A 24,801-nucleotide genomic window follows, 5' to 3' on the forward strand; every position below is an offset into this window, starting at 1 on the left:
GCCTTATAAAAAGTAGCGATCGCGGAAGGTCAACAGCGCCTTTTCAAAACAGCTAAACGGCGGGTGCACAATGCCCGCGCCAATCATGCCAATACCGGCGTCTTTGTGGGCAATGGCGGTGTTAATGACCGGCAGAATGCCGCTGCCTGCGACTCGGGTGATGTCGATAGCGGTTGGAATGCCCATAAACGACAGCAGCGGAATGGTGACGTTCGGGTTTTCACCGAGGGTGATTTCGCGCATCTGGCGGGAGAAATCGATGGCTTCTTCCACCGTACCGCCCACCAGCGCGACAATCGCCGGGGCCGTCGCCATCGCAAAGCCACCGATACCGTAGGTTTCCGTGATGGCGCTGTCGCCGATATCCAGCCCGGAGTCTTCCGGCTTGTAACCCGCGAACATCGGGCCAATCACCTGCTGCGCCGGGCCGGTGAACCACTGCCCTGGCAGGCCAGAGACGCGCAGACCAAACTCGTAGCCGTTACGCGCCATGGTGGTGACCACGGTGCTGTGCTCAATGCCGTGGGCGGCGTCCAGCGCGGCCTTACACATCGCCATCCACGTCGGGCCGGAGAAGTAATCGCTGCTGGCGACAAACTCAAATACCTCGCGCTGCTGCGCCACCGGATAGCCCGCCTGGATCAGCCCCGGCGTCAGCGCCTGGATCAGCAGTGTGGTGCCTGCGTTGTTGCGGTTGTGGCATTCGTCACCCATGTGCAGCGCCTGAGCCAACATCAGGCGCAGATCGATTTCGCCGATAATCTTCATGGCGTCGCGCAGCATCGGGCCAAGCACATCGCGCATCCAGTTCAGACGGTCAATGACGCTCTGGTCGTTGGCGCCCATGCGCAGGATCTTCGCCATCTGCTCGCTGAGGTTGGTGTAGGCGCGGTTGCCGTAGGTTTTGTTCTCAACGATATGCATAAACATCGACGCGGAGGTGACGCCCGCCATCGAGCCCACGCAGTCGTGCTCGTGGCACGGCGAGAAGGTGATGTCGCCTGAAGCCGCCAGCCTTGCCGCCTCCTCCAGATCGTTCGCTAGCCCTTCAAACACCAGCGCGCCGGTGACAGCGCCTTTCATCGCGCCACACATATTTTCCCAGCTCACCGGAGGACCGGCATGCAGAATGGTGGTACGGGTCATCCCCGGCACAACGTTAATCGCCTGGTCGTACCCCACCAGCACCGGGTGGGACTGAATGATGCGCTCCAGCGCAATCTTGTTGGCGGCAGCGATCTTCTCTGCCAGCGGCTCCGCGGCCAGTTGGTCGAGCGCTTCGACGATCTGCATATTGCCCTGCCCCGGCGGTGCCCAGTCGAGCTGGGTGACGGGGACGTGCTGTTTTTTAAGATCGTCACTGAACAGCGCAATACCGACGTTAATGACGTTCAGCGGTTGGTTGAATAAGGTGGTCATCAGGCGTTCTCCCCTTTGCAGACAAATTCGCGTGCCAGTAATCCGGTGTTAGTACTGCTGCTGGCCCAGATCACGCCGGCATCGGTCAAAAGCTGACACTGCTGCGCCAGCGACTGGGGATCCTGGTCGGTGCCCAACACGTAGCCGAGGATCTCCAGCGGACGGTTATCGGCTTTCGCAATCGCCTGCGCCTCTTTAATGGCATCGAGCATCACGCCGACCGGATCCTCATGCGCGCCAAAGCCCAGCACGAAGTCCATCACAATCACGCCCACTTCCGGATCGCGCGCCTCCTGCAGCAGGCGGCTGATGCGGTTGGTCGGGTCGATCATCGGGTGCGGTTTGCCGTTGGTGAAATCGTCATCCCCAAAATCGAGGAAGGTGTGAGCCTGGCTGACGTTAATGTCGCGCAGGCGTTTCGCCGGATCGGGCTGAATGTTGCTGTAGACGTCGTCGTACTTCTCAAGCGCGGCGAACATCGCTTCATCACACAGGGTGCCGCCACAGAACAGACCGCGAATGTATTTCTGCTGCGGAGTGAGACGGGCGCGCACCTCTTCAATCAGGGGCCAGTTGAGCGGATGCAGGTTAAGGGACGCTTTGTTGATACCGGTGAGCAGCACGGCCTTCAGGGCCGCCTCTTTGGTGCCACGGGCGAACTGCAGACCGTCTTCATCTGCGGGCGGTTCGTTGCGACCAAGGAAACAGGCGATGACGGGTTTGCGACAGGCCCGGGCACGCGCCAGCACCTTTTCTGCCACCGCTGGCGCTGGCGGTTTGGAGATCAGCGCGATGACCTGGGTGGCATCGTCGGCCTCCAGCATGTCGATGGCGTCGAGCATCATCAGACCGCCGATTTTTTCACTGAGATCGCGCCCGCCGGTGCCAATCAGCTGCGATACCCCGCCGCCAAATTCATGAATGCGCACGCTCAGCTCCTGGCTACCGGTGCCGGACGCCCCGACAATGCCTATCGACCCGCGGCGTACGGCGTTGGCGAAGCACAGTCCTGCGCCGTTGATAATAGCGGTGCCGCAGTCTGGCCCCATCATCAGCAGCCCTTTCTGATGCGCCAGTTGCTTGAGCGCCAGCTCATCGTCGAGGGATACGTTATCGGAAAAGAGCATCACGTTGAGATCGTTTTCAAGCGCCTTGCGCGCTTCGCGTGCCGCAAACATGCCGTTTACTGAAATCACCGCCAGGTTACTGTCGGGACGGTGGGCTTTCGCGCTGGCCAGAGTCGCGTAGCGTGCTTCATGGGTGCCCACGCTCTCTTTTCGGGTGAATAACGCTTCAATCGCCGCCAGGGTTTCATCATTGGCCGCGTCGCCTTTAATGACGATCATCAGATCGCCGTTTTTCGCATCCTCTAATTCCGGCGTTAACAGCCCGAGATTTTTTAATACGCCTTTGTTCATTTCCGTCGCCATCGCCACAAACGCCTGTTCAACGCCTGACAATTTATTGGCTTTGGTGGAAACGGACATTAATGAGACGGAGTCAAAATACGTGTTCTTTTTAATCACGATTTTTGTGGGCATTATTTTCTCCTGAATGCGGATAAAAGGGGGCCGCCGTCGTGCAAAATGCACGTCGGAAAAATACGTTTGAAATGGGGGCCAGCCGGAAACAGGCTGGCCGAATAAATTACGCGCCCGCCGCCAGCAGCAGGTCAGCTATCGCGTGGTAGCCTTTTTCCCGCGCCAGTTCGAGCGGGGTTTTACCGTATTTATCGGTCATGTGCGGATTCGCACCGTGGTCCAGCAGCAGCTTCACGATCGCCTGCTGTTTCGGGCCGCCGTCATTCAGGACAATGGCTTCCAGCAGCGGCGTCCAGCCGACGAAGTTGGTGTGATTAACGTTGATATCGGTCTTTTCCAGCAACTCGCGGACAATTTCCACATGTCCTTTCTCACTGGCGGGCGTAATCCCCACTCCGCCGAAGCGCGTCAGACGGTCCAGATCCGGGTTGGCGGGCAGAACAAGCCGCAGCAGGGTTAAATCATTGGTCAGGCAGCTGATCAGGAAGGGGTTAAAACAGGTCTGGTCCTGTTTATCTATATCCGCACCGGCGTCAATTAATAATGCGACACAGGGGTAATGTTTTTTCAGGCTGGCAATAACAATGGCGGTTCTTTTCTGACGGTTGGTGGCGTTAATATCGACACCTTTCTCCAGGCAGGCTTTTAGCGCGTCGACATTACCCTGCTCTGCCGCCAGTAAAAATTCCGTCACAAGTTCGTTCGCAGACATACAGACTCCCGATGGTGTGTTGCTGATGACCTGAGAATAGCAACAGCCCTTTCAGAAAAGAATCCGCTTAAAAATCATTCATCGACAGTCAATTCATTGTTGAGTTAAATTCAACGGTTCAGCCAAAACGTGCGTCTGTGCAACCTTTTTCTTATGGGTAAGCGTTTTTTCAGGCCATTCACGGCATTTTCCTTATGACCAAAGAAGCCTTGCATAACAAGGCTTGTAGCTAAACATCAGAACTGTGACCGCCGTCAAATGCGTTGTTGCGCCGCTGTTAAAATATGTTCAAAACTGATGGTAACCCGGAGCCGTAATATGAATTCCATCTTTACTGAAGAGAATCTGCTGGCCTTCACCACGGCGGCGCGTTTTGGCAGTTTCAGCAAAGCCGCCGCCGAGCTGGGTGTGACCACGTCGGCCATCAGTTACACCATCAAACGAATGGAGACCGGGCTGGACGTGGTGCTGTTTGTGCGTAACACCCGCAGCATTGAGTTGACCGAGTCCGGCTTTTACTTTTACCGCAAGGCTACCGATCTGCTGAACGATTTCTATGCCATCAGGCGCGGGATAGACACCATCTCTCAGGGCATCGAGGCGCGGGTACGCATCTGCATCAATCAGCTTTTGTATACCCCACGCCATACCGCGCGGCTGCTGCAGGTGCTGAAAAAGCAGTTTCCCACCTGCCAGATCACCGTCACCACGGAGGTCTATAACGGCGTCTGGGACTCAATCATCAATAACCAGGCCAATATCGCGATTGGCGCGCCGGATACGCTTCTTGACGGCGGCGGCATTGATTATACGGAGATTGGCGCTATTCGCTGGGTATTCGCCATCGCGCCGGAACACCCGCTGGCGTTTGTCCCGGAACCGATCGCGGAAAGCCAGCTGCGCCTCTACCCGAACATCATGGTGGAGGACACCGCGCACACCATTAATAAGAAGGTCGGCTGGCTGCTGCACGGGCAGGAGGCGATTCTGGTGCCGGATTTTAACACCAAATGCCAGTGTCAGATTCTGGGGGAAGGGATCGGTTTTTTACCGGAATACATGGCCCGGGAGGCCGTAGCGGACGGGCTGCTGGTGACACGACGCATCAATAACCCGCGTCAGGATTCGCGCATGCTGCTTGCCACGCAGCATGCGGCGACCGGCCAGGTCACGCGCTGGATCAAACAGCAGTTCGGCCCGCAGGGCGTACTGACCGGGATCTACAGCGACTTACTGTGGCGCACCTAGTTTCTTGTCTGAACCCAAAACGCGTGGATAAGTCCAGGGAAGTAGCCCAGTATGGTCAGAAGGATATTCAGGATAAACGCCCAGCCCAGTCCCTTGCCAAGCAGTACGCCCAGCGGCGGGAGAATAATCGTAAAAACAACACGCCAAAAACCCATAAAGACTCCGTGCAAGCTAACCAATTGAAAATTATAAAAGAGACATCTCTAAGCGTAGCCAGTTTACGGGTAACTGCCATTCGGCTGGCGCGCTTTTACCTGCCTTTACCCTCTTTACACTGGCTTAAATCCTTCTTTAAATGCTCTACTACATAAAACACGACTGTAAGGAAACACCATGTCTCTTCCTCTGATTACGCCACAGCAGGCAAACGCGCTTATTGATGACGGCGCAAAGCTGATTGATATTCGCGATCCTGACGAATATGCCCGCGAGCATATTCCCGCCGCACAGTCCGTGCCGCTGGACACCTTACCCGGCGCACTGAACGCCGGGGCGGGTGAAACGGTGATTTTTCACTGCCAGTCCGGGGCCAGAACATCAAACAATGCCGCACGTCTTGCCCAGGCGGCGTCGCCTGCTCAGGCCTTGGTGGTCGAGGGCGGTATTCAGGGCTGGAAACAGGCCGGACTGCCGACCGTAGAAGATAAATCCCAGCCGCTGCCGCTGATGCGTCAGGTGCAAATTGCTGCCGGGCTGCTGATTCTGTGCGGCGTGGTGCTGGGCTATACGCTCTCCAGCGGCTTCTTCCTGCTGAGCGGTTTTGTCGGGGCCGGGCTTCTGTTTGCTGGCCTGACCGGATTTTGCGGCATGGCAAGACTGCTCAGGGTGATGCCGTGGAACAGACATACCTCATAAGCAGTAATCGATGAACCCTGCTGTACCCGGCGTGTGACGTGGGCTACAGTGAAGATCGCTAAAACGATGAGGAGGTTCTATGTTTTCTGTCGGTGATTATGTGCAACCGCGTCAGGGCGGCCCGAAACTGAAAGTGCTCGAAGTGAATGGGGATAGCATTGTGGCCGTTCAGGCCAGCAATGAGCAGGGCGAGAAATATACCCTGAAAGCAGCGGATGTTGCGCTGTACACCGAAGACGGTGATTTTGGCGTCTGCTAAACAGACAACCGGGCGGAGTCTTCCGCCCGGCTCACGCATTAGATCAGAAAATCATCCAGTGATTTGCCGTTTTCCAGCGCATTGGCAATAGGCTTCGGCGTGCGGCCCTGACCGGTCCACGTTTTCTCTTCACCGTTCTGGTCAATAAAGCGATATTTTGCTTCACGCGGCTTACGTTTTTTCGCCGATTTACCCGCATGCGCCAGCTCTACACCCAGCAGATCGGACGGTGAAATACCATCGGCTTTCATCCGTTCCAGCAGAGCATTAATTTTTTCCTGCTGCTCAGCGCGCTGTTGCTCTAATTCCGCCTGCTCACTACGTTTCTCTTCAGCAACGACCCTGACTTTTTCCAGCATTTCCTCAAGAACGTCCAGGGATAATTCACGCGCCATGGCGCGCAGAGTTCGGATATTATTAAGATTCTGTAACGTCAAAGACATATTATTTGAAAACCTTTTTTGTGGTGAGTCGTAAAATCAAAGCGAAGAATAATTCATTTCAAACATAATATCCACCCATCGACGCTTTTTGTCATTATTGTAAATATTTTTAAAGACGCCGCTTATATTATCCGTATATCGCGTTGTCGCGCTGCTTTTAATAAACATTCATAACAACATAAACGGTCGGTTTTAAGGCAAATCACAGGAGGGTACGCTGCGCGCTGCGTGTCGCACGGTCGCCGCCCACGCATTGCAAGCAACTTGTTGATTTTGCGCATCAAAAAACAGGACGAGAAAGAAAATAACGAAGCGAGCAAAAAACCATCATCTTTAGAGTATTTTGTGGAAAAAACGCGAATAAATAAAAATTTAACACTAGTTGTTAGTTTAAAGCCAGAAGGATACGCTATACACGTCAACCAAACCAATCCAAATCACTAAGATCATTACTTTTGTGCGTCTCAAGGAGCTCAGCCATGTTCTCACCGCAATCTCGCCTGCGCCACGCGGTAGCGGATACTTTCGCGATGGTTGTCTACTGTTCCGTCGTGAACATGCTGATTGAAATATTCCTCTCCGGAATGACCTTCGAGCAGTCACTTTCTTCGCGTCTGGTAGCGATCCCGGTGAACATTATTATCGCCTGGCCTTATGGCTTATACCGTGATGCCGTGATGCGCTTCGCCCGCCGCATCAGCCCGTCTGGCTGGATGAAAAACCTGGCGGATGTGCTGGCCTATGTGACGTTTCAGTCGCCGGTGTATGTGGCGATCCTGTTGACGGTGGGGGCAGACTGGCATCAGATTGCCGCAGCGGTGAGCTCAAATATCGTGATTTCGATGTTGATGGGCGCGGTGTATGGCTATTTCCTCGACTACTGTCGTCGCCTGTTCAGGGTCAGCCAGTACAGCCAGGCAAAAGCCTGATATGAAGCGACTGGCGTATGCCAGTCGCAGTATTATTGTGCGTCGCCAAACAGTCCCTTCAGAAACCGCTCCAGCGCCATACGCGAGCTAAAACCATGCGGAATACCATAATGCTCGTGCGTCTCGCCGCCTAAATAGAGCGGAAATTGCTGGTAGTGATCGCAGGTTTTAATATCCGAGGCAGGCTCAGCAAATGACAGACTTCTGTCTTTCAGCGTCGGGTGAATAATAAGAGCGGTACGCCCCATTCTGGCTTCACGATTCACGTAAACATAATTCTCGCCACGGCGATAGCCATACGCTTTTGGCGTCACTTCATCCATGGTGAATCCCGCTTTTTCAAGAACGCGCGCCACCTCATCCGGTCGTAAATACATATCTTTTCCTCGTTATCTTTTCCTGCCCGGCAACCTTACAGTATTCAGCATTAGCAGGGCTTTCAGAATATTCCATAAACGGCCTGATGAGTCGTGACTCGCTTCAGATATTAAATTTCTGAACTAAACTAAACCGGAAGACAAAATTATGGAGGATCGTATGTTTAACAGACCGAACCAAAACGATATTAACGACGACGCTCAGGATATTCGTAATGATGTCAGCAGATTAGCGGACACGCTGGAGGAGGTGCTGAAATCCTGGGGCTCCGATGCGAAGGACGATGCGGAGGCCGCAAAACGTAAGGCTCAGTCTCTGCTGCGTGAAACACGCGCCCGGATGCATGGCCGCTCTCGTGCCACCCAGGCTGCCTGCGACATGGCAAGTTGCGCCACCACCTTCGTTCGTGAAAAACCGCTGTGTACCCTGGGTACGGTCGCGGCGGTGGGTATTTTTGTTGGCGCCCTGCTTAGCCTGCGTAAGTAAGCACACGTTATCAGCCCCGGTTGCCTCTGGCGCCGGGGCTTTTCTTTGCCTGAAAGCCTGAAAAACCCGTGCAGCCTGCCCTGCCCCGCTGTGCTCATCATTGGGGCGCCATCAATCTGAATTTCCCATATCTTGTATGGTTGAAACTTAGCACAACTACATCTAGTATTCCCTTTAGCAAGACACACACAACCTGACGCGATGCTTCGCGCCGTTCTCTCATTTTAAATGGAAATACGAATCATGAGCATTATTATTTACACTCGTAACGATTGTGTTCAGTGCCACGCGACCAAACGCGCTATGGAAAGCCGCGGGGTGGACTTTGAGATGGTGAATATCGATCTGGTGCCCGAGGCTGCCGATACTCTGCGTGCCCAGGGATTTCGCCAGCTGCCAGTGGTGGTCGCCGGGGAAACCAGCTGGTCTGGCTTTCGCCCGGACATGATTAACCGCCTCGCCGCGCAGGCCGCAAGGGCATGAGTGGGCTGGTCTACTTCTCCAGCAGCTCGGAAAACACGCTCCGCTTTATTGAGCGCGTCGGGCTGCCTGCGGTGCGCATTCCGCTCAACGAGCGGGAGCGTATTCAGGTAGACGACCCTTACATTCTGGTGGTTCCCAGCTATGGCGGCGGCGGTACGGCAGGTGCGGTACCGCGTCAGGTGATCCGCTTTCTCAACGATCCCCATAACCGCGCGCTTATTCGCGGCGTGATTGCGGCGGGCAATCGTAATTTCGGCGACGCCTTTGGTCGCGCCGGGGATGTCATCTCTCAAAAATGCGGCGTGCCGTATCTCTATCGCTTTGAACTGATGGGGACACAGCAGGACGTAGAGAACGTGCGTAAAGGAGTGAACGAATTTTGGCAACGACAACCGCAGAACGCGTAATGCAGGCGACACCGGACTACCACGCCTTAAACGCGATGCTTAACCTCTACGATCGCGAGGGGCGCATCCAGTTTGGTAAAGATCATGACGCCGTGGACGCCTTTTTGGCCGCCCACGTCCGTCCAAACAGCGTGACGTTCGCCAGCCAGGATGAGCGTCTCGACTACCTGGTCAACGAAGGGTATTACGAAGAACGCGTGCTCTCCCGTTACAACCGCGCCTTTGTGGTCAGGTTATTTGAGCGGGCCCACGCCAGCGGTTTTCGGTTCCAGACGTTTCTGGGCGCCTGGAAGTATTACACCAGCTACACCCTGAAAACCTTTGACGGCAAACGCTACCTTGAAAGCTTTGAGGATCGCGTGGTGATGGTGGCGCTGACCCTGGCCCAGGGCGATGAAGCCCTGGCTGAACAGCTGATGGAAGAGATCCTCTCCGGGCGCTTCCAGCCGGCCACCCCGACCTTCCTTAACTGCGGCAAGGCCCAGCGCGGCGAGCTGGTCTCCTGTTTCCTGCTGCGTATAGAAGACAATATGGAGTCGATTGGCCGCGCGGTAAATTCGGCGCTGCAGCTGTCCAAACGCGGCGGCGGCGTGGCGTTTTTACTGTCTAACCTGCGTGAAGCGGGTGCGCCAATTAAGCGCATTGAGAACCAGTCATCCGGCGTGATCCCGGTGATGAAGATGCTGGAAGATGCCTTCTCCTACGCCAACCAGCTTGGCGCGCGTCAGGGGGCCGGGGCGGTCTACCTGCACGCCCACCACCCGGACATTCTACGTTTTCTGGATACCAAACGCGAAAACGCCGACGAAAAAATCCGTATCAAAACCCTGTCGCTCGGCGTGGTAATCCCGGATATCACCTTTAAGCTCGCCAAAGAGAATGCCGACATGGCGCTGTTCTCGCCGTATGACATCGAGCGAATTTACGGCAAAGCGTTTGGCGACGTGGCGATAAGCGAGCTTTACGACGAGCTGGTTGCCGACGATCGCATTCGCAAAAAATACATCAACGCCCGCGATTTCTTCCAGCGGCTTGCCGAAATTCAGTTTGAGTCCGGCTACCCGTATATCATGTATGAAGACACGGTAAACCGTGCGAACCCGATTGCCGGGCGCATCAACATGAGCAACCTCTGTTCGGAGATTTTGCAGGTCAACAGCGCGTCCACTTATGACGAGAATCTGGACTACGCCGACATCGGCAAAGATATCTCCTGCAACCTCGGGTCGCTGAATATTGCCCACACCATGGATTCACCTGATTTTGGCCGTACGGTCGACACGGCAGTTCGCGGCCTGACGGCAGTATCAGACATGAGTCATATCCGCAGCGTGCCGTCCATTGAGGCAGGCAACGCCGCGTCGCACGCCATCGGCCTGGGCCAGATGAACCTGCACGGCTATCTGGCGCGGGAAGGCATCGCCTACGGCAGCCCGGAAGGGCTGGATTTCACCAACCTCTATTTTTACACCATCACCTGGCATGCGTTGCACACCTCTATGATGCTGGCGCGCGAGCGCAACCAGCGCTTCGCGGGCTTTGAGCAGTCGCGCTATGCCAGCGGGGAATATTTCAGTCAGTACCTGGAGGGCGACTGGCAGCCGAAAACGGAGAAAGTGCGCGCGTTGTTTGCCCGCGCCGGGGTCGTTCTGCCCACGCGCGAAATGTGGCAGCAGCTGCGTGACGATGTGATGCGCCACGGCATCTATAACCAGAACCTGCAGGCGGTGCCGCCCACCGGCTCTATCTCCTATATCAATCACGCCACGTCGAGCATTCACCCGATTGTGTCGAAAATTGAGATCCGCAAGGAGGGCAAAACCGGGCGCGTCTACTACCCCGCCCCGTTTATGACAAATGAAAACCTGGCGCTGTATCAGGACGCGTATGAAATTGGCCCGGAAAAAATCATCGATACCTACGCCGAAGCAACCCGACACGTGGATCAGGGCCTGTCGCTGACGCTCTTCTTCCCGGACACGGCCACCACGCGGGATATCAACAAAGCACAGATTTATGCCTGGAAGAAAGGCATTAAAACGCTCTATTACATTCGCCTGCGCCAGCTTGCGCTGGAAGGCACCGAAATCGAAGGCTGCGTGTCCTGCGCGCTGTAAGGAGAAAGGATGAAACTGTCACGCGTGAGTGCGATTAACTGGAACCACATTCAGGATGATAAGGACCTGGAGGTGTGGAACCGCCTGACGAGCAACTTCTGGCTGCCGGAAAAAGTGCCGCTTTCTAACGATATTCCGGCCTGGCAAACCCTGAGTCATGCCGAGCAGCAGCTGACAATTCGCGTCTTTACCGGTCTGACGCTGCTGGACACCATCCAGAATACCGTTGGCGCCCCCGCGCTGATGGCCGATGCGCTGACGCCGCACGAAGAGGCGGTGATGTCGAACATCAGCTTTATGGAAGCGGTGCACGCCCGCTCTTACAGCTCGATCTTCTCGACGCTGTGCCAGACCAAAGATGTGGATGCGGCCTACAGCTGGAGTGAAGAGAGCGAGTCACTGCAGCGCAAGGCCAACCTGGTGCTGGATTATTATCAGGCCGATGAGCCGCTGAAGAAGAAAATCGCCAGCGTGTTTCTGGAATCATTCCTCTTCTACTCCGGCTTCTGGCTGCCGATGTACTGGTCGAGCCGCGGCAAACTCACCAACACCGCCGATCTCATTCGCCTCATTATCCGGGATGAAGCGGTGCACGGGTATTACATCGGCTATAAGTACCAGAAAGGGCTGGAGAAAGTCAGTGATGCCAGACGCGAGGAGCTAAAAGGATTTGCCCTTGATTTGCTGATGGATCTCTATGATAACGAACTGAGCTATACCGAAGAGCTCTACGCCGGAACCGGCTGGGAAGAGGAGGTAAAAGCCTTCCTCTGTTACAACGCCAATAAGGCGCTGATGAACCTCGGCTACGAGGCGTTGTTCCCGCCGGAAATGGCCGACGTGAACCCGGCAATTCTGGCGGCGCTCTCCCCCAACGCTGACGAAAACCACGACTTCTTTTCCGGGTCCGGCTCATCGTATGTGATGGGTAAAGCGGTGGAAACAGAAGATGAGGACTGGGATTTTTAATGAGCGCCTTAACGTTCATTAATTAAATATAAATATTCCAATTTCCTTCCGGATATTTCACCTTCAGCTACACTGTCATCTCCACGACATATTCGCCTGAATCACTCCGTTCCAGGCGAATTCCCCCGATGGCGCAGCAAAAAATTCACAAAAATTCAGATCGCGCTCAGCCCTTTACTCATGGGAAATTCAGCCGTTTCGCTTACTGCAAAATTCAACCCATAAGCAAACCCAGGGTTGCCTCAGAATCTGAGTATGTTAGGGTTATGCCCGTTAACAATTTACCATGGTAATCATATCGACATAAACAAATAACAGGACACTCTCTATTGCATGGCAATTAAATTAGAAGTGAAGAATCTTTATAAAATATTTGGCGAGCATCCGCAGCGCGCATTCAAATATATTGAAAAAGGCCTTTCGAAAGAGCAAATTCTGGAAAAAACCGGGCTATCGCTTGGCGTTAAAGACGCCAGTCTGGCCATTGAAGAAGGCGAGATTTTTGTCATCATGGGGTTATCCGGTTCGGGTAAATCCACTATGGTTCGCCTTCTCAATCGCCTGATTGAACCCACCCGTGGGCAGGTCCTGATTGATGGTGTAGACATTGCCCAAATATCAGATGCCGAACTCCGCGAGGTGCGCAGAAAAAAGATTGCGATGGTCTTCCAGTCGTTCGCCCTGATGCCGCATATGACGGTACTGGATAATACCGCCTTTGGTATGGAATTAGCGGGCGTTGCCGCCAGCGAACGTCAGGAAAAAGCGCTTGATGCATTGCGCCAGGTGGGGCTGGAAAATTATGCCCATGCGTATCCGGATGAGCTTTCCGGCGGCATGCGTCAGCGTGTAGGTTTAGCCCGCGCATTAGCCATTAATCCCGATATTTTATTAATGGATGAAGCCTTCTCGGCGCTTGATCCCTTAATTCGCACCGAGATGCAGGATGAGCTGGTAAAATTACAGGCCAGACACCAGCGCACCATTGTCTTTATTTCTCACGATCTCGATGAAGCCATGCGTATTGGCGACCGCATTGCCATTATGCAAAATGGCGAAGTGGTGCAGGTCGGTACACCGGATGAAATTCTGAATAATCCGGCAAATGATTATGTGCGGACCTTCTTCCGCGGCGTGGATATTAGCCAGGTGTTTAGCGCCAAAGATATTGCCCGTCGTACCCCGAACGGCATTATTCGTAAAACGCCAGGTTTCGGTCCGCGCTCTGCCCTTAAGCTTCTGCAGGACGAAGACCGTGAATACGGTTATCTGGTTGAACGCGGCAATAAATTTGTCGGCGTTGTCTCCATCGATTCTCTCAAAACCGCGCTCAGCGAAAACCAGGGAATTGATGCGGCGTTAATTGACGCTCCGCTTGCCGTGGATGCCGAAACGCCGCTCAGCGAGTTGCTCTCTCACGTCGGCCAGGCACCCTGTGCCGTGCCGATTATTGGGGAAGAACAACAGTACGTCGGCATCATCTCAAAACGGATGTTGCTGCAGGCTTTAGATCGCGAGGGGGCAAACCATGGCTGATCAATCTAACCCGTGGGGCACCACAGAGGCAGCAGACAGCGCTGCGCAATCTGCCGATGCGTGGGGTTCCACGCCAGCACCGGCCGATGGCGGTGGCGCGGCAGACTGGCTCAATAATGCGCCAGCACCGGCACCAGAACATTTCAATATTATGGATCCGTTCCACAAAACGCTGATCCCTCTGGACAGCTGGGTAACGGAGGGGATCGACTGGGTGGTTACCCATTTCCGTCCCGTCTTCCAGGGGATCCGCGTTCCGGTGGATTACATCCTCAACGGCTTCCAGCAGCTGATGCTGGGCATGCCCGCGCCGGTGGCGATTGTGCTGTTCTCGCTGATCGCCTGGCAGTTTGGTAGTGCAGGTATGGGGATCGCCACGCTGATCTCGTTGATTGCGATTGGTGCCATTGGCGCGTGGTCGCAGGCGATGATCACCCTGGCGCTGGTGCTGACCGCCCTGCTCTTCTGCATTGTCATTGGATTGCCTACGGGGATCTGGCTGGCGCGCAGTCCACGGGCGGCGAAGATCGTTCGTCCGCTGCTGGATGCGATGCAAACCACGCCAGCGTTCGTTTATCTGGTGCCCATCGTGATGCTGTTCGGTATCGGCAACGTGCCGGGCGTGGTGGTGACCATTATCTTCGCCCTGCCGCCGATTATTCGTCTGACAATACTCGGGATTAACCAGGTGCCTGCGGATCTGATTGAGGCCTCCCGTTCGTTCGGTGCCAGCCCGCGGCAGATGCTGTTTAAAGTTCAGCTCCCGCTGGCAATGCCTACCATCATGGCGGGGGTTAACCAGACGCTGATGCTGGCGCTCTCGATGGTGGTGATCGCCTCGATGATTGCCGTTGGCGGGCTGGGTCAAATGGTATTGCGCGGTATTGGCCGCCTCGATATGGGGCTGGCGACCGTCGGCGGCGTGGGCATTGTGATCCTCGCCATTATCCTTGACCGCCTGACCCAGGCTGTCGGTCGTGATTCACGCAGTCGCGGCAACCGTCGCTGGTATACCACCGGCCCTGTCGGGTTACTCACCCGCCCATTCAGAAAATAAGGAACAACGATGCGACATAAGGTACTTTTTGCCACAGCGTTTGCCACCCTTGTCTCCACCAGCGCATTCGCCGCGGACCTGCCGGGTAAAGGCATTACCGTGCAGCCGGTGCAGAGCACCATTTCGGAAGAGAGCTTCCAGACGCTTATCGTCAGCCGCGCGCTGGAGAAGCTGGGTTATACGGTCAGTACGCCGAGCGAAGTGGATTACAACGTCGGCTACACCTCGATTGCCTCCGGTGATGCGACCTTCACTGCCGTCAACTGGCAGCCGCTGCACGACGATATGTACGCCGCGGCTGGCGGTGATAAGAAGTTCTACCGTGAAGGCACCTTCGTGACCGGTGCGGCGCAGGGTTATCTGATCGACAAGAAAACCGCCGACCAGTACCACATCACCAATATTGAGCAGCTAAAAGATCCGAAGATCGCCAAACTGTTCGACACTAACGGCGACGGCAAAGCCGATATGATGGGCTGCTCGCCGGGCTGGGGTTGTGAAGCGGTGATTAACCACCAGAACAAAGCGTACGGTCTGGCGAAAACCGTCGACGTGAGCCACGGCAACTACTCAGCGATGATGGCCGACACCATCGCCCGCTTTAAAGAGGGTAAACCGGTGATTTATTACACCTGGACCCCGTACTGGGTGAGCGACGTGCTGAAGCCGGGTAAAGATGTGGTGTGGCTGCAGGTACCGTTCTCCTCCCTGCCGGGCGAGCAGAAAGATATCGACACCAAACTGCCGAACGGCATGAACTACGGCTTCCCGGTGAATACGATGCATATCGTCGCCAACAAAGCCTGGGCGGAGAAAAACCCGGCCGCCGCCAAACTGTTCTCGGTAATGAAGCTGCCGCTGGCGGACATCAACGCCCAGAATGCGATGATGCACGCGGGCAAATCGTCTGAGGCGGATGTGAAGGGCCACGTTGACGGCTGGATTAAAGCCCACCAGCAGCAGTTTGATGGCTGGGTGAAGGAAGCGCTTGAGGCGCAGAAGTAAGTTTTTCCCCTCACCCCGGCTCTCTTAATCGTTCCCTCTCCCTGTGGGCTGAGGGTTCCCCAGAAAAATGAAAAGCACGATGAAGTGTGATCTACTGGTTGCGCTAACAAATCAGAAGAGACCTCATCGTGCCTTTACAGACAGTCTGCCAGAAATTTTTCTCCGCGTCTTTACCGGACGTTCACAGCTTCCGGATTAATGTCCTTGTTTCCATGGCCGTTGCCCTCACGCACGGTGCGGATCTGACCCTGACCAGCCTTGGTCGCTCTCTTCCCGGCAGGGCGCACGTCAAAAATAAAATTAAACGTGTTGACCGTGCCCTGGGTAATACCGCCCTTCACCGGGATATTCCCCGTATTCAGCACCTGCTCACACATACCATCACCTCCCTGATGCCCTTCTGTGTGATTGCTGTCGACTGGACAGGCTGGCATGACAGGAACTGGTATCTTCTGCGGGCAAGCCTGGTCTGTAATGGTCGCTCACTGCCGCTTATGAGTGAGGTTGTCCCCGCAGAGCTGGCGCAGAACAGCGATGTACAGTGCCGCTTCCTTGACCGCCTGCATGATGCCATCCCGAAAGATAAAGCCGTCACCATCATTACGGATGCAGGCTTCCGGACAGACTGGTTCCGGCATGTCAGCCAGCTGGGCTGGAGCTTCACCGGCAGGGTCAGGGGCTGCATCAGCTTCCGGCTGGACGGAGATAAAAAATGGATGAAAATCAGTGAGCTTGAGGCTACCGGACAACCGGTCTGCGTGGGTTACGGTGTCCTGTCCCGTAAACCACGAACGCCCTGTTACGGCCGGTTCTATCTGCATAAGCGCCCTGACGCAGGGCGTCAGGGAAAAGGGGGGATGCCGAAAACACAGCGGGAACACCGCAGTAGCGCGCGGGAGCCCTGGCTGCTGTTCAGTAATGCAGAGGGACTGGAGCCGCACCAGATAATGGCCCTGTACAGCCGCAGAATGCAGATAGAACAAAACTTCCGGGACGACAAAAGTCCACGCTTCGGGTTCGGTCTGAGGCTGAGCCGGAGTCAGGGAAAAGGGCGACTGGAAGTGCTGAATATGGTCGCGGCAATGGCAAGCCTGGTGATGTGGCTGGCAGGTTACAGGGCAGAAAGGCAGTGTTTACACTGGCACTATCAGGCAAGCAGCATCAGGCACAGACGGGTTCTGTCATACCTGAGTCTGGCAGAAGAAGTCATCCGGCATGAGCCCGGGAAAGTAAGACGCCTGAATATAGTTAACGAGATGAAAAAGCTGGGAAAAGAGTACAGTAATATGGTCATGGTGACATGACCATATTACTGGGGATCCCTCAGCCCTGTGGGAGAGGGTTAGGGTGAGGGCATCAGACCGCACCATCCCCTAAACCGCACAATCCATCACCCAACAATCCCCCATCCTTCACAATCATTGGTTATTATTGTTTCTGGAAAAATAATCACTTAACTAATGATTTCTGAAACCCATGACAAAAACATCTCAGGGGCTTAGCCCCGCGCTTATTCTTTTAATGTCCGTGGCAACGGGTCTGGCGGTCGCCAGTAACTACTACGCTCAACCTCTGCTCGATACCATCGCCCGGGCGTTTAACCTTTCTGCCAGCTCGGCAGGCTTTATTGTCACCGCCGCGCAGCTCGGCTATGCCGCCGGGCTGCTGTTCCTGGTGCCGCTCGGCGACATGTTTGAGCGCCGGATGCTGATTGTCTCCATGACCCTGCTGGCCGCAGGCGGCATGCTGATCACCGCCAGCAGCCACTCTTTAACAATGATGATTATCGGCACCGCGCTGACGGGTCTGTTCTCCGTGGTGGCGCAAATTCTGGTTCCACTGGCCGCCACCCTCGCCGCACCGGAAAAGCGCGGCAAAGTGGTGGGCACTATCATGAGCGGCCTGCTGCTGGGGATACTGCTGGCACGTACCGTAGCAGGTCTGCTGGCCAGCCTTGGCGGCTGGCGTACCGTCTACTGGGTGGCAAGCGTGCTGATGGTGGTGATGGCGCTCGCGCTCTGGCGCGGCTTGCCGAAGGTGAAGCAGGAAAATCACCTGAACTATCCTCAGCTTCTGGCCTCCGTGTTCAGCCTCTTTACCCGGGATAAACTCCTGCGCACCCGCGCGCTGCTGGGATGTTTCACCTTCGCCAACTTCAGCATCCTATGGACGTCGATGGCCTTTCTGCTGGCTGCACCGCCATTTAACTATTCCGAAGGGGTGATTGGTCTGTTTGGTCTGGCCGGTGCGGCGGGGGCGCTCGGCGCGCGTCCGGCAGGCGGGCTGGCCGATAAGGGCAAATCTCACATGACCACCAGCGCGGGACTGGTGCTGCTTCTGCTCTCCTGGGCGGCCATCTGGTACGGTCATACCTCCGTGCTGGCGCTGATCGTCGGCATTCTGGTGCTCGACCTCACCGTACAGGGCGTGCATATCACTAACCAGACCGTGATTTACCGCGTGAAGCCAGACGCGCGAAACCGTCTTACTGCCGGGTACATGACCAGCTACTTCATTGGTGGTGCTGCGGGCTCGTTAATTTCCGCCTCGGCGTGGCAGCATGGCGGGTGGACAGGCGTGTGCGCGACAGGAGCCGTTGTCGCCGCGCTAAACCTGGTAGTATGGTGGCGCGGATACCATCGTCAGGAAGCCATTCACTAAGTTTTACATAGCTTTGGGCCTCTTAGGGTGTAAAGGGGCCCCTCACTCTGTTAATGTAAACGTAATCATTTATCCCAGAAATTTTAATGTGGGTGACATATTTTCAAACGGCATGAATAGTTCAGACCCCTGTCCTCACATCCTCTCTTCCGCGGGTTCATCCCTCTCTCTTTCTGTGCTCACCGGGTCACGGACTTACCCGGCGCTTTCTGATAGTGACATTAGTTTGGCGGATTTAACCGCACAAATAATTCATTTACATTATTTGTCACTGTCGTTACTATATCGGCTGTAATTAATGAGGTTATGCCCAAATGGATAGTTCGTTTACGCCCATTGAACAAATGCTTAAATTCCGCGCCAGTCGTCATGAGGACTTCCCGTATCAGGAAATCCTGCTGACCCGCCTGTGCATGCACATGCAGGGGAAACTGCTGGATAATCGTAATAAGATGCTGAAAGCTCAGGGGATTAACGAGACGTTATTTATGGCGTTGATTACGCTGGAGTCTCAGGAAAACCACAGTATTCAGCCGTCTGAGCTGAGCTGCGCGCTGGGTTCGTCCCGTACGAATGCCACCCGTATCGCTGATGAGCTGGAAAAGCGCGGCTGGATTGAACGCCGTGAAAGCGATAACGACCGCCGTTGCCTGCATTTGCAACTGACCGACAAAGGTCACCAATTCCTGCGTGAGGTGCTGCCACCTCAGCACAACTGCCTGCACAAACTCTGGTCTGTCCTCAGCACAAGCGAGCGCGACCAGCTTGAGCACATCACTCGCAAGCTGCTCACCCGTCTGGATCAGATGGATGAAGATGGCGCCATCCTTGAGGCGCTGCGCTAACGCGACGACACGCTCGAACATCCAGATTTAATAAAAGAAAACTGACAGGCCAGCACGTTACACTGCTGGCCTTTCTGACAACAGGTCGGCTCAGCCGATGTGAAAATAAGAAGATCGTGGAGAACAACAATGAGCGCAAATGCGGAGAACACAACCCCGCAGCAACCGGCCAACAAGAAAGGCAAACGTAAGAGCGCCCTTCTTCTGTTGACCTTGCTCTTTATCATTATTGCCGTGGCATATGGGATCTATTGGTTTTTAGTATTGCGTCATGCAGAAGAGACAGACGACGCATACGTGGCAGGGAATCAGGTACAAATTATGGCGCAGGTGTCGGGCAGCGTGACGAAAGTCTGGGCTGACAATACCGACTTTGTGCAAAAAGGGGATGTGCTGGTCACGCTGGATCCGACCGACGCTCAACAGGCGTTTGAAAAAGCACAGACCGCGCTGGCCTCCAGCGTGCGTCAGACCCGTCAGCTGATGATCAACAGTAAGCAGCTGCAGGCCAACATCGACGTGCAGAAAACCGCACTCGCCCAGGCGCAGAGCGATTTGAACCGTCGCGTGCCGCTCGGTACCGCCAATCTGATTGGACGTGAAGAGCTGCAGCACGCCCGCGATGCCGTTGCCAGCGCCCAGGCGCAGCTGGATGTGGCTATTCAGCAGTACAACGCTAACCAGGCGATGATTCTCGGTACCAGCCTTGAAAACCAGCCTGCGGTACAACAGGCGGCGACCGAAGTGCGTAACGCATGGCTTGCCCTGCAGCGTACCAAAATCGTCAGCCCGATGACCGGCTACGTCTCCCGTCGTTCCGTACAGCCAGGCGCGCAGATCAGCCCAACCACGCCGCTGATGGCGGTCGTGCCGGCGGACAATCTGTGGGTTGATGCGAACTTCAAAGAGACGCAGCTTGCCCATATGCGTATCGGCCAGACCGCAACTGTTATCAGCGACATTTACGGCGACGACGTGAAGTACACCGGTAAAGTAGTGGGTCTGGATATGGGTACCGGCAGCGCCTTCTCGCTGCTGCCTGCGCAAAACGCCACCGGTAACTGGATCAAAGTGGTGCAGCGTCTGCCTGTGCGTATCGAGCTTGATCCTAAACAGCTGGCAGACCATCCGCTGCGTATTGGCCTCTCCACGCTGGTGACGGTGGATACCGCTAACCGCGACGGCCAGATCCTGGCAAGCCAGGTACGTAGCACCCCGGCTTATGAAAGTAACGCCCGTGAAATTAGCCTCGATCCGGTCAACAAGCTGATCGATGACATCGTGAAGGCAAACGCCGGTTAATCCGAAGGTGAGCGTTATGCAACAGCAAAAGCCGCAAAAACCGCTGGAAGGCGCGCAGCTGGTCATAATGACCATTGCGCTGTCGCTGGCGACATTCATGCAGGTGCTGGACTCCACCATCGCAAACGTGGCGATCCCGACGATCGCCGGGAACCTTGGCTCGTCATTGAGCCAGGGAACCTGGGTCATTACCTCGTTCGGGGTGGCAAACGCCATTTCCATTCCGATTACCGGCTGGCTGGCGAAGCGCGTCGGTGAGGTGAAGTTGTTCCTGTGGTCAACGGTGGCGTTTGTGCTGGCCTCCTGGGCGTGCGGGATGTCCAGCAGCCTGACGATGCTGATTTTCTTCCGCGTCATCCAGGGGATTGTCGCCGGGCCGCTGATCCCCCTTTCGCAAAGTTTGCTGCTGAGTAACTACCCGCCTGCAAAACGCTCCGTCGCGCTGGCGCTGTGGTCAATGACCGTGATCGTCGCGCCTATCTGCGGACCGATTCTCGGCGGGTACATCAGCGATAACTACCACTGGGGCTGGATCTTCTTCATCAACGTTCCGATTGGAGCGGTTGTGGTTCTGATGACGCTGCAATCCCTGCGCGGTCGTGAGACCCGTACCGAACAGCGGCGAATCGACAGCATTGGTCTGGCGCTGCTGATCCTCGGTATCGGCAGTCTGCAGATCATGCTCGACCGGGGTAAGGAGCTGGACTGGTTCAACTCGCAGGAGATCATCATCCTGACCATTGTCGCGGTGGTGTCGCTGAGCTTCCTGATTGTCTGGGAGCTGACCGACGACAACCCGATAGTCGATCTCTCGCTGTTTAAGTCGCGAAATTTCACCATCGGCTGTCTGTGTATCAGCCTCGCCTATATGCTCTACTTCGGCGCGATTGTTCTGCTGCCGCAGCTGCTGCAGGAGGTGTATGGCTATACCGCGACCTGGGCGGGTCTGGCCTCTGCGCCTGTTGGGGTGATCCCGGTGCTGCTGTCGCCGATCATTGGCCGCTTTGCCCATAAGCTCGACATGCGCAGGCTGGTGACTTTCAGCTTCATTATGTATGCGGTGTGCTTCTACTGGCGCGCGTATACCTTTGAACCGGGGATGGACTTTGGCGCCTCTGCGTGGCCGCAGTTTATTCAGGGCTTCGCGGTAGCGTGCTTCTTTATGCCGCTGACCACCATCACGTTGTCTGGCTTACCGCCTGAGCGTCTGGCGGCCGCGTCGAGCCTGTCGAACTTTACCCGTACATTAGCGGGCTCCATCGGGACATCGATCACCACCACGCTGTGGACAAACCGGGAATCGATGCACCATGCGCAGCTGACCGAAGCGGTAAATCCGTACAACCCGAATGCGCAGCAGATGTATAGCCAGCTTCAGGGGATGGGCATGACGGAACAGCAGGCGTCCGGCTGGATTGCCCAGCAGATCACCAACCAGGGGCTGATTATCTCGGCTAACGAGATTTTCTGGATATCCGCGGGGATCTTCATCGTCCTGCTGGGGCTGGTGTGGTTTGCCAGACCGCCGTTTGGTGCCGGCGGTGGAGGGGGTGGCGCGCACTAGTCCTCTGCGTGAAATGCCCGGTGGCGCTTCGCTTACCGGGCCTACGATATGTGCACATCCGGCAAAACCCGCGCTGTTGTCCAAAACGCGACAGCAATTGTCACATCCGATAAAGCAGCGCTCCTGAAATCGATTCACGATAGTGAAAAGACAACAGGAGCGCATCATGCTGAACACACCCGCCGACAAGTACCAGCCTTATCCCGTTATTTCTCTTCCCGACCGTCGCTGGCCTGAGCAACGCATCACCCATGCCCCGCGCTGGCTCTCAACCGATTTACGCGATGGCAACCAGGCCCTGGCCGAACCCATGGACAGCACGCGCAAGCTGCAGTTCTGGGATCTGCTGTTAAGCTGCGGGTTTAAAGAGATTGAAGTTGCCTTTCCTTCTGCGTCGCAGACGGATTTCAACTTTGTTCGCCAGTTGATTGAAGAGAATCGCATCCCGGATGACGTCACAATTCAGGTGTTAACCCAGGCACGAGAAGACCTGATCGTCCGCACCTTTGAATCGTTACGTGGCGCGAAACAGGCCACCGTCCATCTGTATAACGCCACCGCCCCGCTGTTTCGCCGCCTGGTGTTCGGCCTGGAGAAAGCGCAAATCGTTGAGCTGGCAACACGCTCCACGCGGCTTATCCGCACGCTGTGCGAAGAGAACCCGGAGACCCGCTGGCAGTACGAATACTCCCCGGAGACCTTCTGCTTTACCGAGCCCGAGTTTGCGCTGGAGATTTGTGAAGCGGTGGCGGAGATCTGGCAGCCCTGCACCGAACGGCCCATGGTGATCAACTTACCGGCCACCGTGGAGGTCAGCACGCCAAACGTGTATGCCGATCAGATTGAGTATTTCTGCCGCCACTTTAGCCGTCGCACCGATGTTTGCATCAGCGTTCACCCGCATAATGACCGCGGCACCGGCGTGGCCAGCGCAGAGCTGGCGGTGATGGCGGGTGCGGACCGGGTGGAAGGCTGTCTGTTTGGCAACGGCGAACGCACGGGTAACGTCTGCCTGGTAACGCTGGCGATGAATCTCTACAGCCAGGGGATCAGCCCGAATCTCAACTTTAGCGATATGAACCGGGTGGTAGAAGTGGTGGAAGCCTGCAACCAGCTTCCGGTACACCCGCGCCATCCGTGGGCGGGACGGCTGGCCTATACCGCCTTCTCGGGCTCGCATCAGGACGCCATTAAAAAAGGCTTTGATGCCCGCAAACCGGGCGAGCGCTGGGAGATGCCGTACCTGCCCGTCGATCCGCAGGATATCGGCTGCACGTATGAAGCGGTGATCAGGGTTAACAGCCAGTCCGGGAAAAGCGGCAGCGCCTGGCTCATCGAGCAGAATCATGGTCTGAAGTTGCCCCGCGCGTTGCAGCAGGATTTTAGCCAGCATGTGCAGCAGGAGACCGATCGCCATGGTAAAGAGATGACGCAGCACGCCCTGTGGCAGCTGTTTCGCAGCCGCTACGGGCTGGTCGCAGACCCACACTTTGCCCTGCAATCTTATCGCAGCGACAGTCAGCAGGACGGTCAGTTACGTTTGACGGCAAGCGTCGTGACGCAGGGCGCAACGCGCCAGCTTGAAGGCCAGGGCAACGGGCTGTTATCCGCGGCAGCCAGTGGGTTAAGCCGCTGGCTCAACACCCCGTTTGTGATTAAAGACTACCACGAACATACGCTGGGGGAGCGCAGCGACAGCCGCTCGGTGGCTTACATCCGCTGCCTGTTCCAGGACGGCAGCAGCCGTTGGGGAGTGGGCATTGACAGTGACGTGGCGCGCGCCTCGCTCCAGGCGCTGTTTAATGCGGTGAGCTGTCTTTGAAGTAATCGCTGGGTGATGTCCCCATCACCCGGCGAAACATCGCGGTAAAGGCGCTGTGGCTACCGTAGCCCAGATCCAGCGCTACGCGTAGCACGGGCTGCCCCTGAGCCAGCCGTTGCAACGCCTCCAGCAGGCGCGCCCTTCTCAACCACTCTGCGTAGCGTAAACCGATCTGCTGTTGAAAATGACGGTTCAGTGTGCGCTCGCTCATGCCTGCGCAGCTCGCCGCCTCACTACTGCTCCAGCTTTCACCGGGTGCCTGGCGGATCCGCTGGCAAAGCTGGCGTAACGGCTCGCTTTCTGGCTCCGGCAGATGAAACGGCAGCACTGGCATCAAACGGATCTCATCCAGAATCAGCTCATACACCCGCTCGTCGCGGCTCCCCGGCGAGTAAGATTCATCAAGCAGCAGGGAAGCGAGGATCAGTTCGCGTAACAGCGACGAGATCTGCACGATCTGGCAGGTTGCAGGGAGATCGGCCCGCGCCAGCGGATCGATAAACAGCGTACGCGCCGCCACGTTGCCGGTGATGCGAAGCGAGTGTTGCGTTCCTGCTGGCAACCAGACGCCACGGCCCGGCGGTACAACCCAACAGCCCGATGCGGTATCCACTCTTACCACCCCGCTCAGGGTGTGCAGCAGCTGGGCACAGTCGTGCTGGTGCCACGGCTCGCTGTCACCATGAACGTAATCATGGGCAAACGGAACGAGGGGACGATGGGTAAAGGAGAAGGTAGACGTTGTGGTCATGGGTTAAACAAC

The 24,801-nt window shown here is 56.0% G+C and carries 25 protein-coding genes; 18 read left to right on the forward strand and 7 right to left on the reverse strand.

Going from position 1 to position 24,801, the window contains the following annotated elements; genetic code table 11:
- Nucleotides 1-3: 3 nt before the first annotated feature.
- From ACQG19_RS19025 to ACQG19_RS19035, 3 genes are all read right to left on the reverse strand, one after another.
- Nucleotides 4-1,419: a DUF1116 domain-containing protein gene (locus tag ACQG19_RS19025; RefSeq protein ID WP_029883713.1), complete on the reverse strand. Its 1,416-nt coding sequence runs from the start codon at nucleotides 1,417-1,419 to the stop codon at nucleotides 4-6.
- Nucleotides 1,419-2,960 (reverse strand): acyl-CoA synthetase FdrA, encoded by a 1,542-nt coding sequence (fdrA, locus tag ACQG19_RS19030; RefSeq protein WP_222168954.1) that lies wholly within the window; start codon nucleotides 2,958-2,960, stop codon nucleotides 1,419-1,421. Before fdrA ends, ACQG19_RS19025 begins: the two co-directional genes overlap by 1 nt.
- A 106-nt stretch (nucleotides 2,961-3,066) precedes the next feature.
- Nucleotides 3,067-3,672 carry an ankyrin repeat domain-containing protein gene (locus ACQG19_RS19035; RefSeq protein ID WP_014832999.1) on the reverse strand — a complete coding sequence of 202 codons (606 nt, stop codon included), beginning with the start codon at nucleotides 3,670-3,672 and terminating at the stop codon, nucleotides 3,067-3,069.
- A 318-nt stretch (nucleotides 3,673-3,990) separates the two neighbouring features.
- Between ACQG19_RS19035 and ACQG19_RS19040 the strand changes: the two genes are divergently transcribed.
- Entirely contained in the window at nucleotides 3,991-4,920 is a 930-nt protein-coding gene (locus ACQG19_RS19040; protein WP_020684930.1) for a LysR substrate-binding domain-containing protein, read from the forward strand.
- Here ACQG19_RS19040 and ACQG19_RS19045 read toward each other — a convergent pair.
- Nucleotides 4,917-5,075, reverse strand: a complete 159-nt coding sequence (locus ACQG19_RS19045; protein ID WP_013098410.1) for a YqaE/Pmp3 family membrane protein — start codon at nucleotides 5,073-5,075, stop codon at nucleotides 4,917-4,919. The two genes, ACQG19_RS19040 and ACQG19_RS19045, sit on opposite strands and share 4 nt — an antisense overlap.
- A 178-nt stretch (nucleotides 5,076-5,253) precedes the next feature.
- Here ACQG19_RS19045 and ACQG19_RS19050 point away from each other — a divergent pair, with 178 nt between their 5' ends.
- Nucleotides 5,254-5,775 (forward strand): rhodanese family protein, encoded by a 522-nt coding sequence (locus ACQG19_RS19050; RefSeq protein ID WP_045901503.1) that lies wholly within the window; start codon nucleotides 5,254-5,256, stop codon nucleotides 5,773-5,775.
- Nucleotides 5,776-5,854: 79 nt separating this feature from the next.
- Nucleotides 5,855-6,034, forward strand: coding sequence for a hypothetical protein (locus ACQG19_RS19055; RefSeq protein ID WP_023621597.1), 180 nt, complete (start codon nucleotides 5,855-5,857; stop codon nucleotides 6,032-6,034).
- A 38-nt stretch (nucleotides 6,035-6,072) separates the two neighbouring features.
- Here ACQG19_RS19055 and stpA read toward each other — a convergent pair whose 3' ends face one another.
- Complete coding sequence (stpA, locus tag ACQG19_RS19060; protein ID WP_013098413.1) at nucleotides 6,073-6,477, reverse strand: DNA-binding protein StpA; 405 nt, start codon at nucleotides 6,475-6,477, stop codon at nucleotides 6,073-6,075.
- A gap of 479 nt (nucleotides 6,478-6,956) precedes the next feature.
- Here stpA and alaE point away from each other — a divergent pair, with 479 nt between their 5' ends.
- The gene (gene alaE / locus ACQG19_RS19065) at nucleotides 6,957-7,406 is read left to right on the forward strand and encodes an L-alanine exporter AlaE (RefSeq protein ID WP_013098416.1); all 450 of its coding nucleotides are present in this window, start codon (nucleotides 6,957-6,959) and stop codon (nucleotides 7,404-7,406) included.
- 32 nt (nucleotides 7,407-7,438) lie between these two features.
- On the opposite strand, the gene ACQG19_RS19070 is transcribed toward alaE, so the two are convergent.
- A complete protein-coding gene (locus tag ACQG19_RS19070) occupies nucleotides 7,439-7,783 on the reverse strand; it encodes a DUF2002 family protein (RefSeq protein ID WP_013098417.1) in 345 nt (114 codons plus the stop codon).
- 160 nt (nucleotides 7,784-7,943) lie between these two features.
- Here ACQG19_RS19070 and ACQG19_RS19075 point away from each other — a divergent pair, with 160 nt between their 5' ends.
- The 14 genes from ACQG19_RS19075 (at nucleotide 7,944) to leuA (ending at nucleotide 24,038) form a co-directional block, all read left to right on the forward strand.
- Complete coding sequence (locus ACQG19_RS19075; RefSeq protein WP_029883716.1) at nucleotides 7,944-8,270, forward strand: DUF883 domain-containing protein; 327 nt, start codon at nucleotides 7,944-7,946, stop codon at nucleotides 8,268-8,270.
- Between the two features lie 243 nt (nucleotides 8,271-8,513).
- Complete coding sequence (nrdH, locus tag ACQG19_RS19080; protein ID WP_013098419.1) at nucleotides 8,514-8,753, forward strand: glutaredoxin-like protein NrdH; 240 nt, start codon at nucleotides 8,514-8,516, stop codon at nucleotides 8,751-8,753.
- On the forward strand, nucleotides 8,750-9,160 hold the full coding sequence (gene nrdI / locus ACQG19_RS19085; RefSeq protein ID WP_029883717.1) for a class Ib ribonucleoside-diphosphate reductase assembly flavoprotein NrdI: 411 nt from the start codon (nucleotides 8,750-8,752) through the stop codon (nucleotides 9,158-9,160). The genes nrdH and nrdI overlap by 4 nt, the downstream gene beginning before the upstream one ends.
- On the forward strand, nucleotides 9,133-11,277 hold the full coding sequence (nrdE, locus tag ACQG19_RS19090; RefSeq protein WP_246932980.1) for a class 1b ribonucleoside-diphosphate reductase subunit alpha: 2,145 nt from the start codon (nucleotides 9,133-9,135) through the stop codon (nucleotides 11,275-11,277). Before nrdI ends, nrdE begins: the two co-directional genes overlap by 28 nt.
- A 9-nt stretch (nucleotides 11,278-11,286) precedes the next feature.
- Nucleotides 11,287-12,246 carry a class 1b ribonucleoside-diphosphate reductase subunit beta gene (gene nrdF, locus ACQG19_RS19095; protein WP_020684925.1) on the forward strand — a complete coding sequence of 320 codons (960 nt, stop codon included), beginning with the start codon at nucleotides 11,287-11,289 and terminating at the stop codon, nucleotides 12,244-12,246.
- 333 nt (nucleotides 12,247-12,579) lie between these two features.
- Entirely contained in the window at nucleotides 12,580-13,782 is a 1,203-nt protein-coding gene (gene proV / locus ACQG19_RS19100) for a glycine betaine/L-proline ABC transporter ATP-binding protein ProV (protein WP_246932982.1), read from the forward strand.
- On the forward strand, nucleotides 13,775-14,839 hold the full coding sequence (proW, locus tag ACQG19_RS19105; RefSeq protein WP_013098424.1) for a glycine betaine/L-proline ABC transporter permease ProW: 1,065 nt from the start codon (nucleotides 13,775-13,777) through the stop codon (nucleotides 14,837-14,839). Before proV ends, proW begins: the two co-directional genes overlap by 8 nt.
- 9 nt (nucleotides 14,840-14,848) lie before the next feature.
- On the forward strand, nucleotides 14,849-15,844 hold the full coding sequence (proX, locus tag ACQG19_RS19110) for a glycine betaine/L-proline ABC transporter substrate-binding protein ProX (protein WP_045294777.1): 996 nt from the start codon (nucleotides 14,849-14,851) through the stop codon (nucleotides 15,842-15,844).
- Between the two features lie 128 nt (nucleotides 15,845-15,972).
- A complete protein-coding gene (locus ACQG19_RS19115) occupies nucleotides 15,973-17,148 on the forward strand; it encodes an IS4 family transposase (protein ID WP_054442369.1) in 1,176 nt (391 codons plus the stop codon).
- Between the two features lie 172 nt (nucleotides 17,149-17,320).
- On the forward strand, nucleotides 17,321-18,505 hold the full coding sequence (locus ACQG19_RS19120; RefSeq protein WP_013098426.1) for an MFS transporter: 1,185 nt from the start codon (nucleotides 17,321-17,323) through the stop codon (nucleotides 18,503-18,505).
- A 314-nt stretch (nucleotides 18,506-18,819) separates the two neighbouring features.
- Nucleotides 18,820-19,350, forward strand: a complete 531-nt coding sequence (gene mprA / locus ACQG19_RS19125) for a transcriptional repressor MprA (RefSeq protein WP_013098427.1) — start codon at nucleotides 18,820-18,822, stop codon at nucleotides 19,348-19,350.
- A 129-nt stretch (nucleotides 19,351-19,479) separates the two neighbouring features.
- Entirely contained in the window at nucleotides 19,480-20,652 is a 1,173-nt protein-coding gene (gene emrA / locus ACQG19_RS19130; protein WP_013098428.1) for a multidrug efflux MFS transporter periplasmic adaptor subunit EmrA, read from the forward strand.
- Nucleotides 20,653-20,668: 16 nt separating this feature from the next.
- Entirely contained in the window at nucleotides 20,669-22,216 is a 1,548-nt protein-coding gene (gene emrB, locus ACQG19_RS19135; protein ID WP_013098429.1) for a multidrug efflux MFS transporter permease subunit EmrB, read from the forward strand.
- Nucleotides 22,217-22,382: 166 nt separating this feature from the next.
- Nucleotides 22,383-24,038 (forward strand): 2-isopropylmalate synthase, encoded by a 1,656-nt coding sequence (leuA, locus tag ACQG19_RS19140; RefSeq protein WP_045294779.1) that lies wholly within the window; start codon nucleotides 22,383-22,385, stop codon nucleotides 24,036-24,038.
- Here the strand turns inward: leuA and ACQG19_RS19145 are convergent.
- Nucleotides 24,016-24,789, reverse strand: coding sequence for an AraC family transcriptional regulator (locus ACQG19_RS19145; protein WP_246932381.1), 774 nt, complete (start codon nucleotides 24,787-24,789; stop codon nucleotides 24,016-24,018). The two genes, leuA and ACQG19_RS19145, sit on opposite strands and share 23 nt — an antisense overlap.
- Between the last annotated feature and the right edge of the window lie 12 nt (nucleotides 24,790-24,801).

It is taken from the genome of Enterobacter cloacae complex sp. 277I4 (assembly GCF_050031465.1).
GTDB lineage: Bacteria > Pseudomonadota > Gammaproteobacteria > Enterobacterales > Enterobacteriaceae > Enterobacter > Enterobacter cloacae.

Excerpts from the sequence above, each read along its gene's own strand:
- ACQG19_RS19025 (WP_029883713.1), bottom strand. The coding sequence starts at position 1,419 with ATGACCACCTTATTCAACCAACCGCTGAACGTCATTAACGTCGGTATT.
- fdrA (WP_222168954.1), bottom strand. The coding sequence starts at position 2,960 with ATGCCCACAAAAATCGTGATTAAAAAGAACACGTATTTTGACTCCGTC.
- ACQG19_RS19035 (WP_014832999.1), bottom strand. The coding sequence starts at position 3,672 with ATGTCTGCGAACGAACTTGTGACGGAATTTTTACTGGCGGCAGAGCAG.
- ACQG19_RS19040 (WP_020684930.1), top strand. The coding sequence starts at position 3,991 with ATGAATTCCATCTTTACTGAAGAGAATCTGCTGGCCTTCACCACGGCG.
- ACQG19_RS19045 (WP_013098410.1), bottom strand. The coding sequence starts at position 5,075 with ATGGGTTTTTGGCGTGTTGTTTTTACGATTATTCTCCCGCCGCTGGGC.
- ACQG19_RS19050 (WP_045901503.1), top strand. The coding sequence starts at position 5,254 with ATGTCTCTTCCTCTGATTACGCCACAGCAGGCAAACGCGCTTATTGAT.
- ACQG19_RS19055 (WP_023621597.1), top strand. The coding sequence starts at position 5,855 with ATGTTTTCTGTCGGTGATTATGTGCAACCGCGTCAGGGCGGCCCGAAA.
- stpA (WP_013098413.1), bottom strand. The coding sequence starts at position 6,477 with ATGTCTTTGACGTTACAGAATCTTAATAATATCCGAACTCTGCGCGCC.
- alaE (WP_013098416.1), top strand. The coding sequence starts at position 6,957 with ATGTTCTCACCGCAATCTCGCCTGCGCCACGCGGTAGCGGATACTTTC.
- ACQG19_RS19070 (WP_013098417.1), bottom strand. The coding sequence starts at position 7,783 with ATGTATTTACGACCGGATGAGGTGGCGCGCGTTCTTGAAAAAGCGGGA.
- ACQG19_RS19075 (WP_029883716.1), top strand. The coding sequence starts at position 7,944 with ATGTTTAACAGACCGAACCAAAACGATATTAACGACGACGCTCAGGAT.
- nrdH (WP_013098419.1), top strand. The coding sequence starts at position 8,514 with ATGAGCATTATTATTTACACTCGTAACGATTGTGTTCAGTGCCACGCG.
- nrdI (WP_029883717.1), top strand. The coding sequence starts at position 8,750 with ATGAGTGGGCTGGTCTACTTCTCCAGCAGCTCGGAAAACACGCTCCGC.
- nrdF (WP_020684925.1), top strand. The coding sequence starts at position 11,287 with ATGAAACTGTCACGCGTGAGTGCGATTAACTGGAACCACATTCAGGAT.
- proV (WP_246932982.1), top strand. The coding sequence starts at position 12,580 with ATGGCAATTAAATTAGAAGTGAAGAATCTTTATAAAATATTTGGCGAG.
- proW (WP_013098424.1), top strand. The coding sequence starts at position 13,775 with ATGGCTGATCAATCTAACCCGTGGGGCACCACAGAGGCAGCAGACAGC.
- proX (WP_045294777.1), top strand. The coding sequence starts at position 14,849 with ATGCGACATAAGGTACTTTTTGCCACAGCGTTTGCCACCCTTGTCTCC.
- ACQG19_RS19120 (WP_013098426.1), top strand. The coding sequence starts at position 17,321 with ATGACAAAAACATCTCAGGGGCTTAGCCCCGCGCTTATTCTTTTAATG.
- mprA (WP_013098427.1), top strand. The coding sequence starts at position 18,820 with ATGGATAGTTCGTTTACGCCCATTGAACAAATGCTTAAATTCCGCGCC.
- emrA (WP_013098428.1), top strand. The coding sequence starts at position 19,480 with ATGAGCGCAAATGCGGAGAACACAACCCCGCAGCAACCGGCCAACAAG.
- emrB (WP_013098429.1), top strand. The coding sequence starts at position 20,669 with ATGCAACAGCAAAAGCCGCAAAAACCGCTGGAAGGCGCGCAGCTGGTC.
- leuA (WP_045294779.1), top strand. The coding sequence starts at position 22,383 with ATGCTGAACACACCCGCCGACAAGTACCAGCCTTATCCCGTTATTTCT.
- ACQG19_RS19145 (WP_246932381.1), bottom strand. The coding sequence starts at position 24,789 with ATGACCACAACGTCTACCTTCTCCTTTACCCATCGTCCCCTCGTTCCG.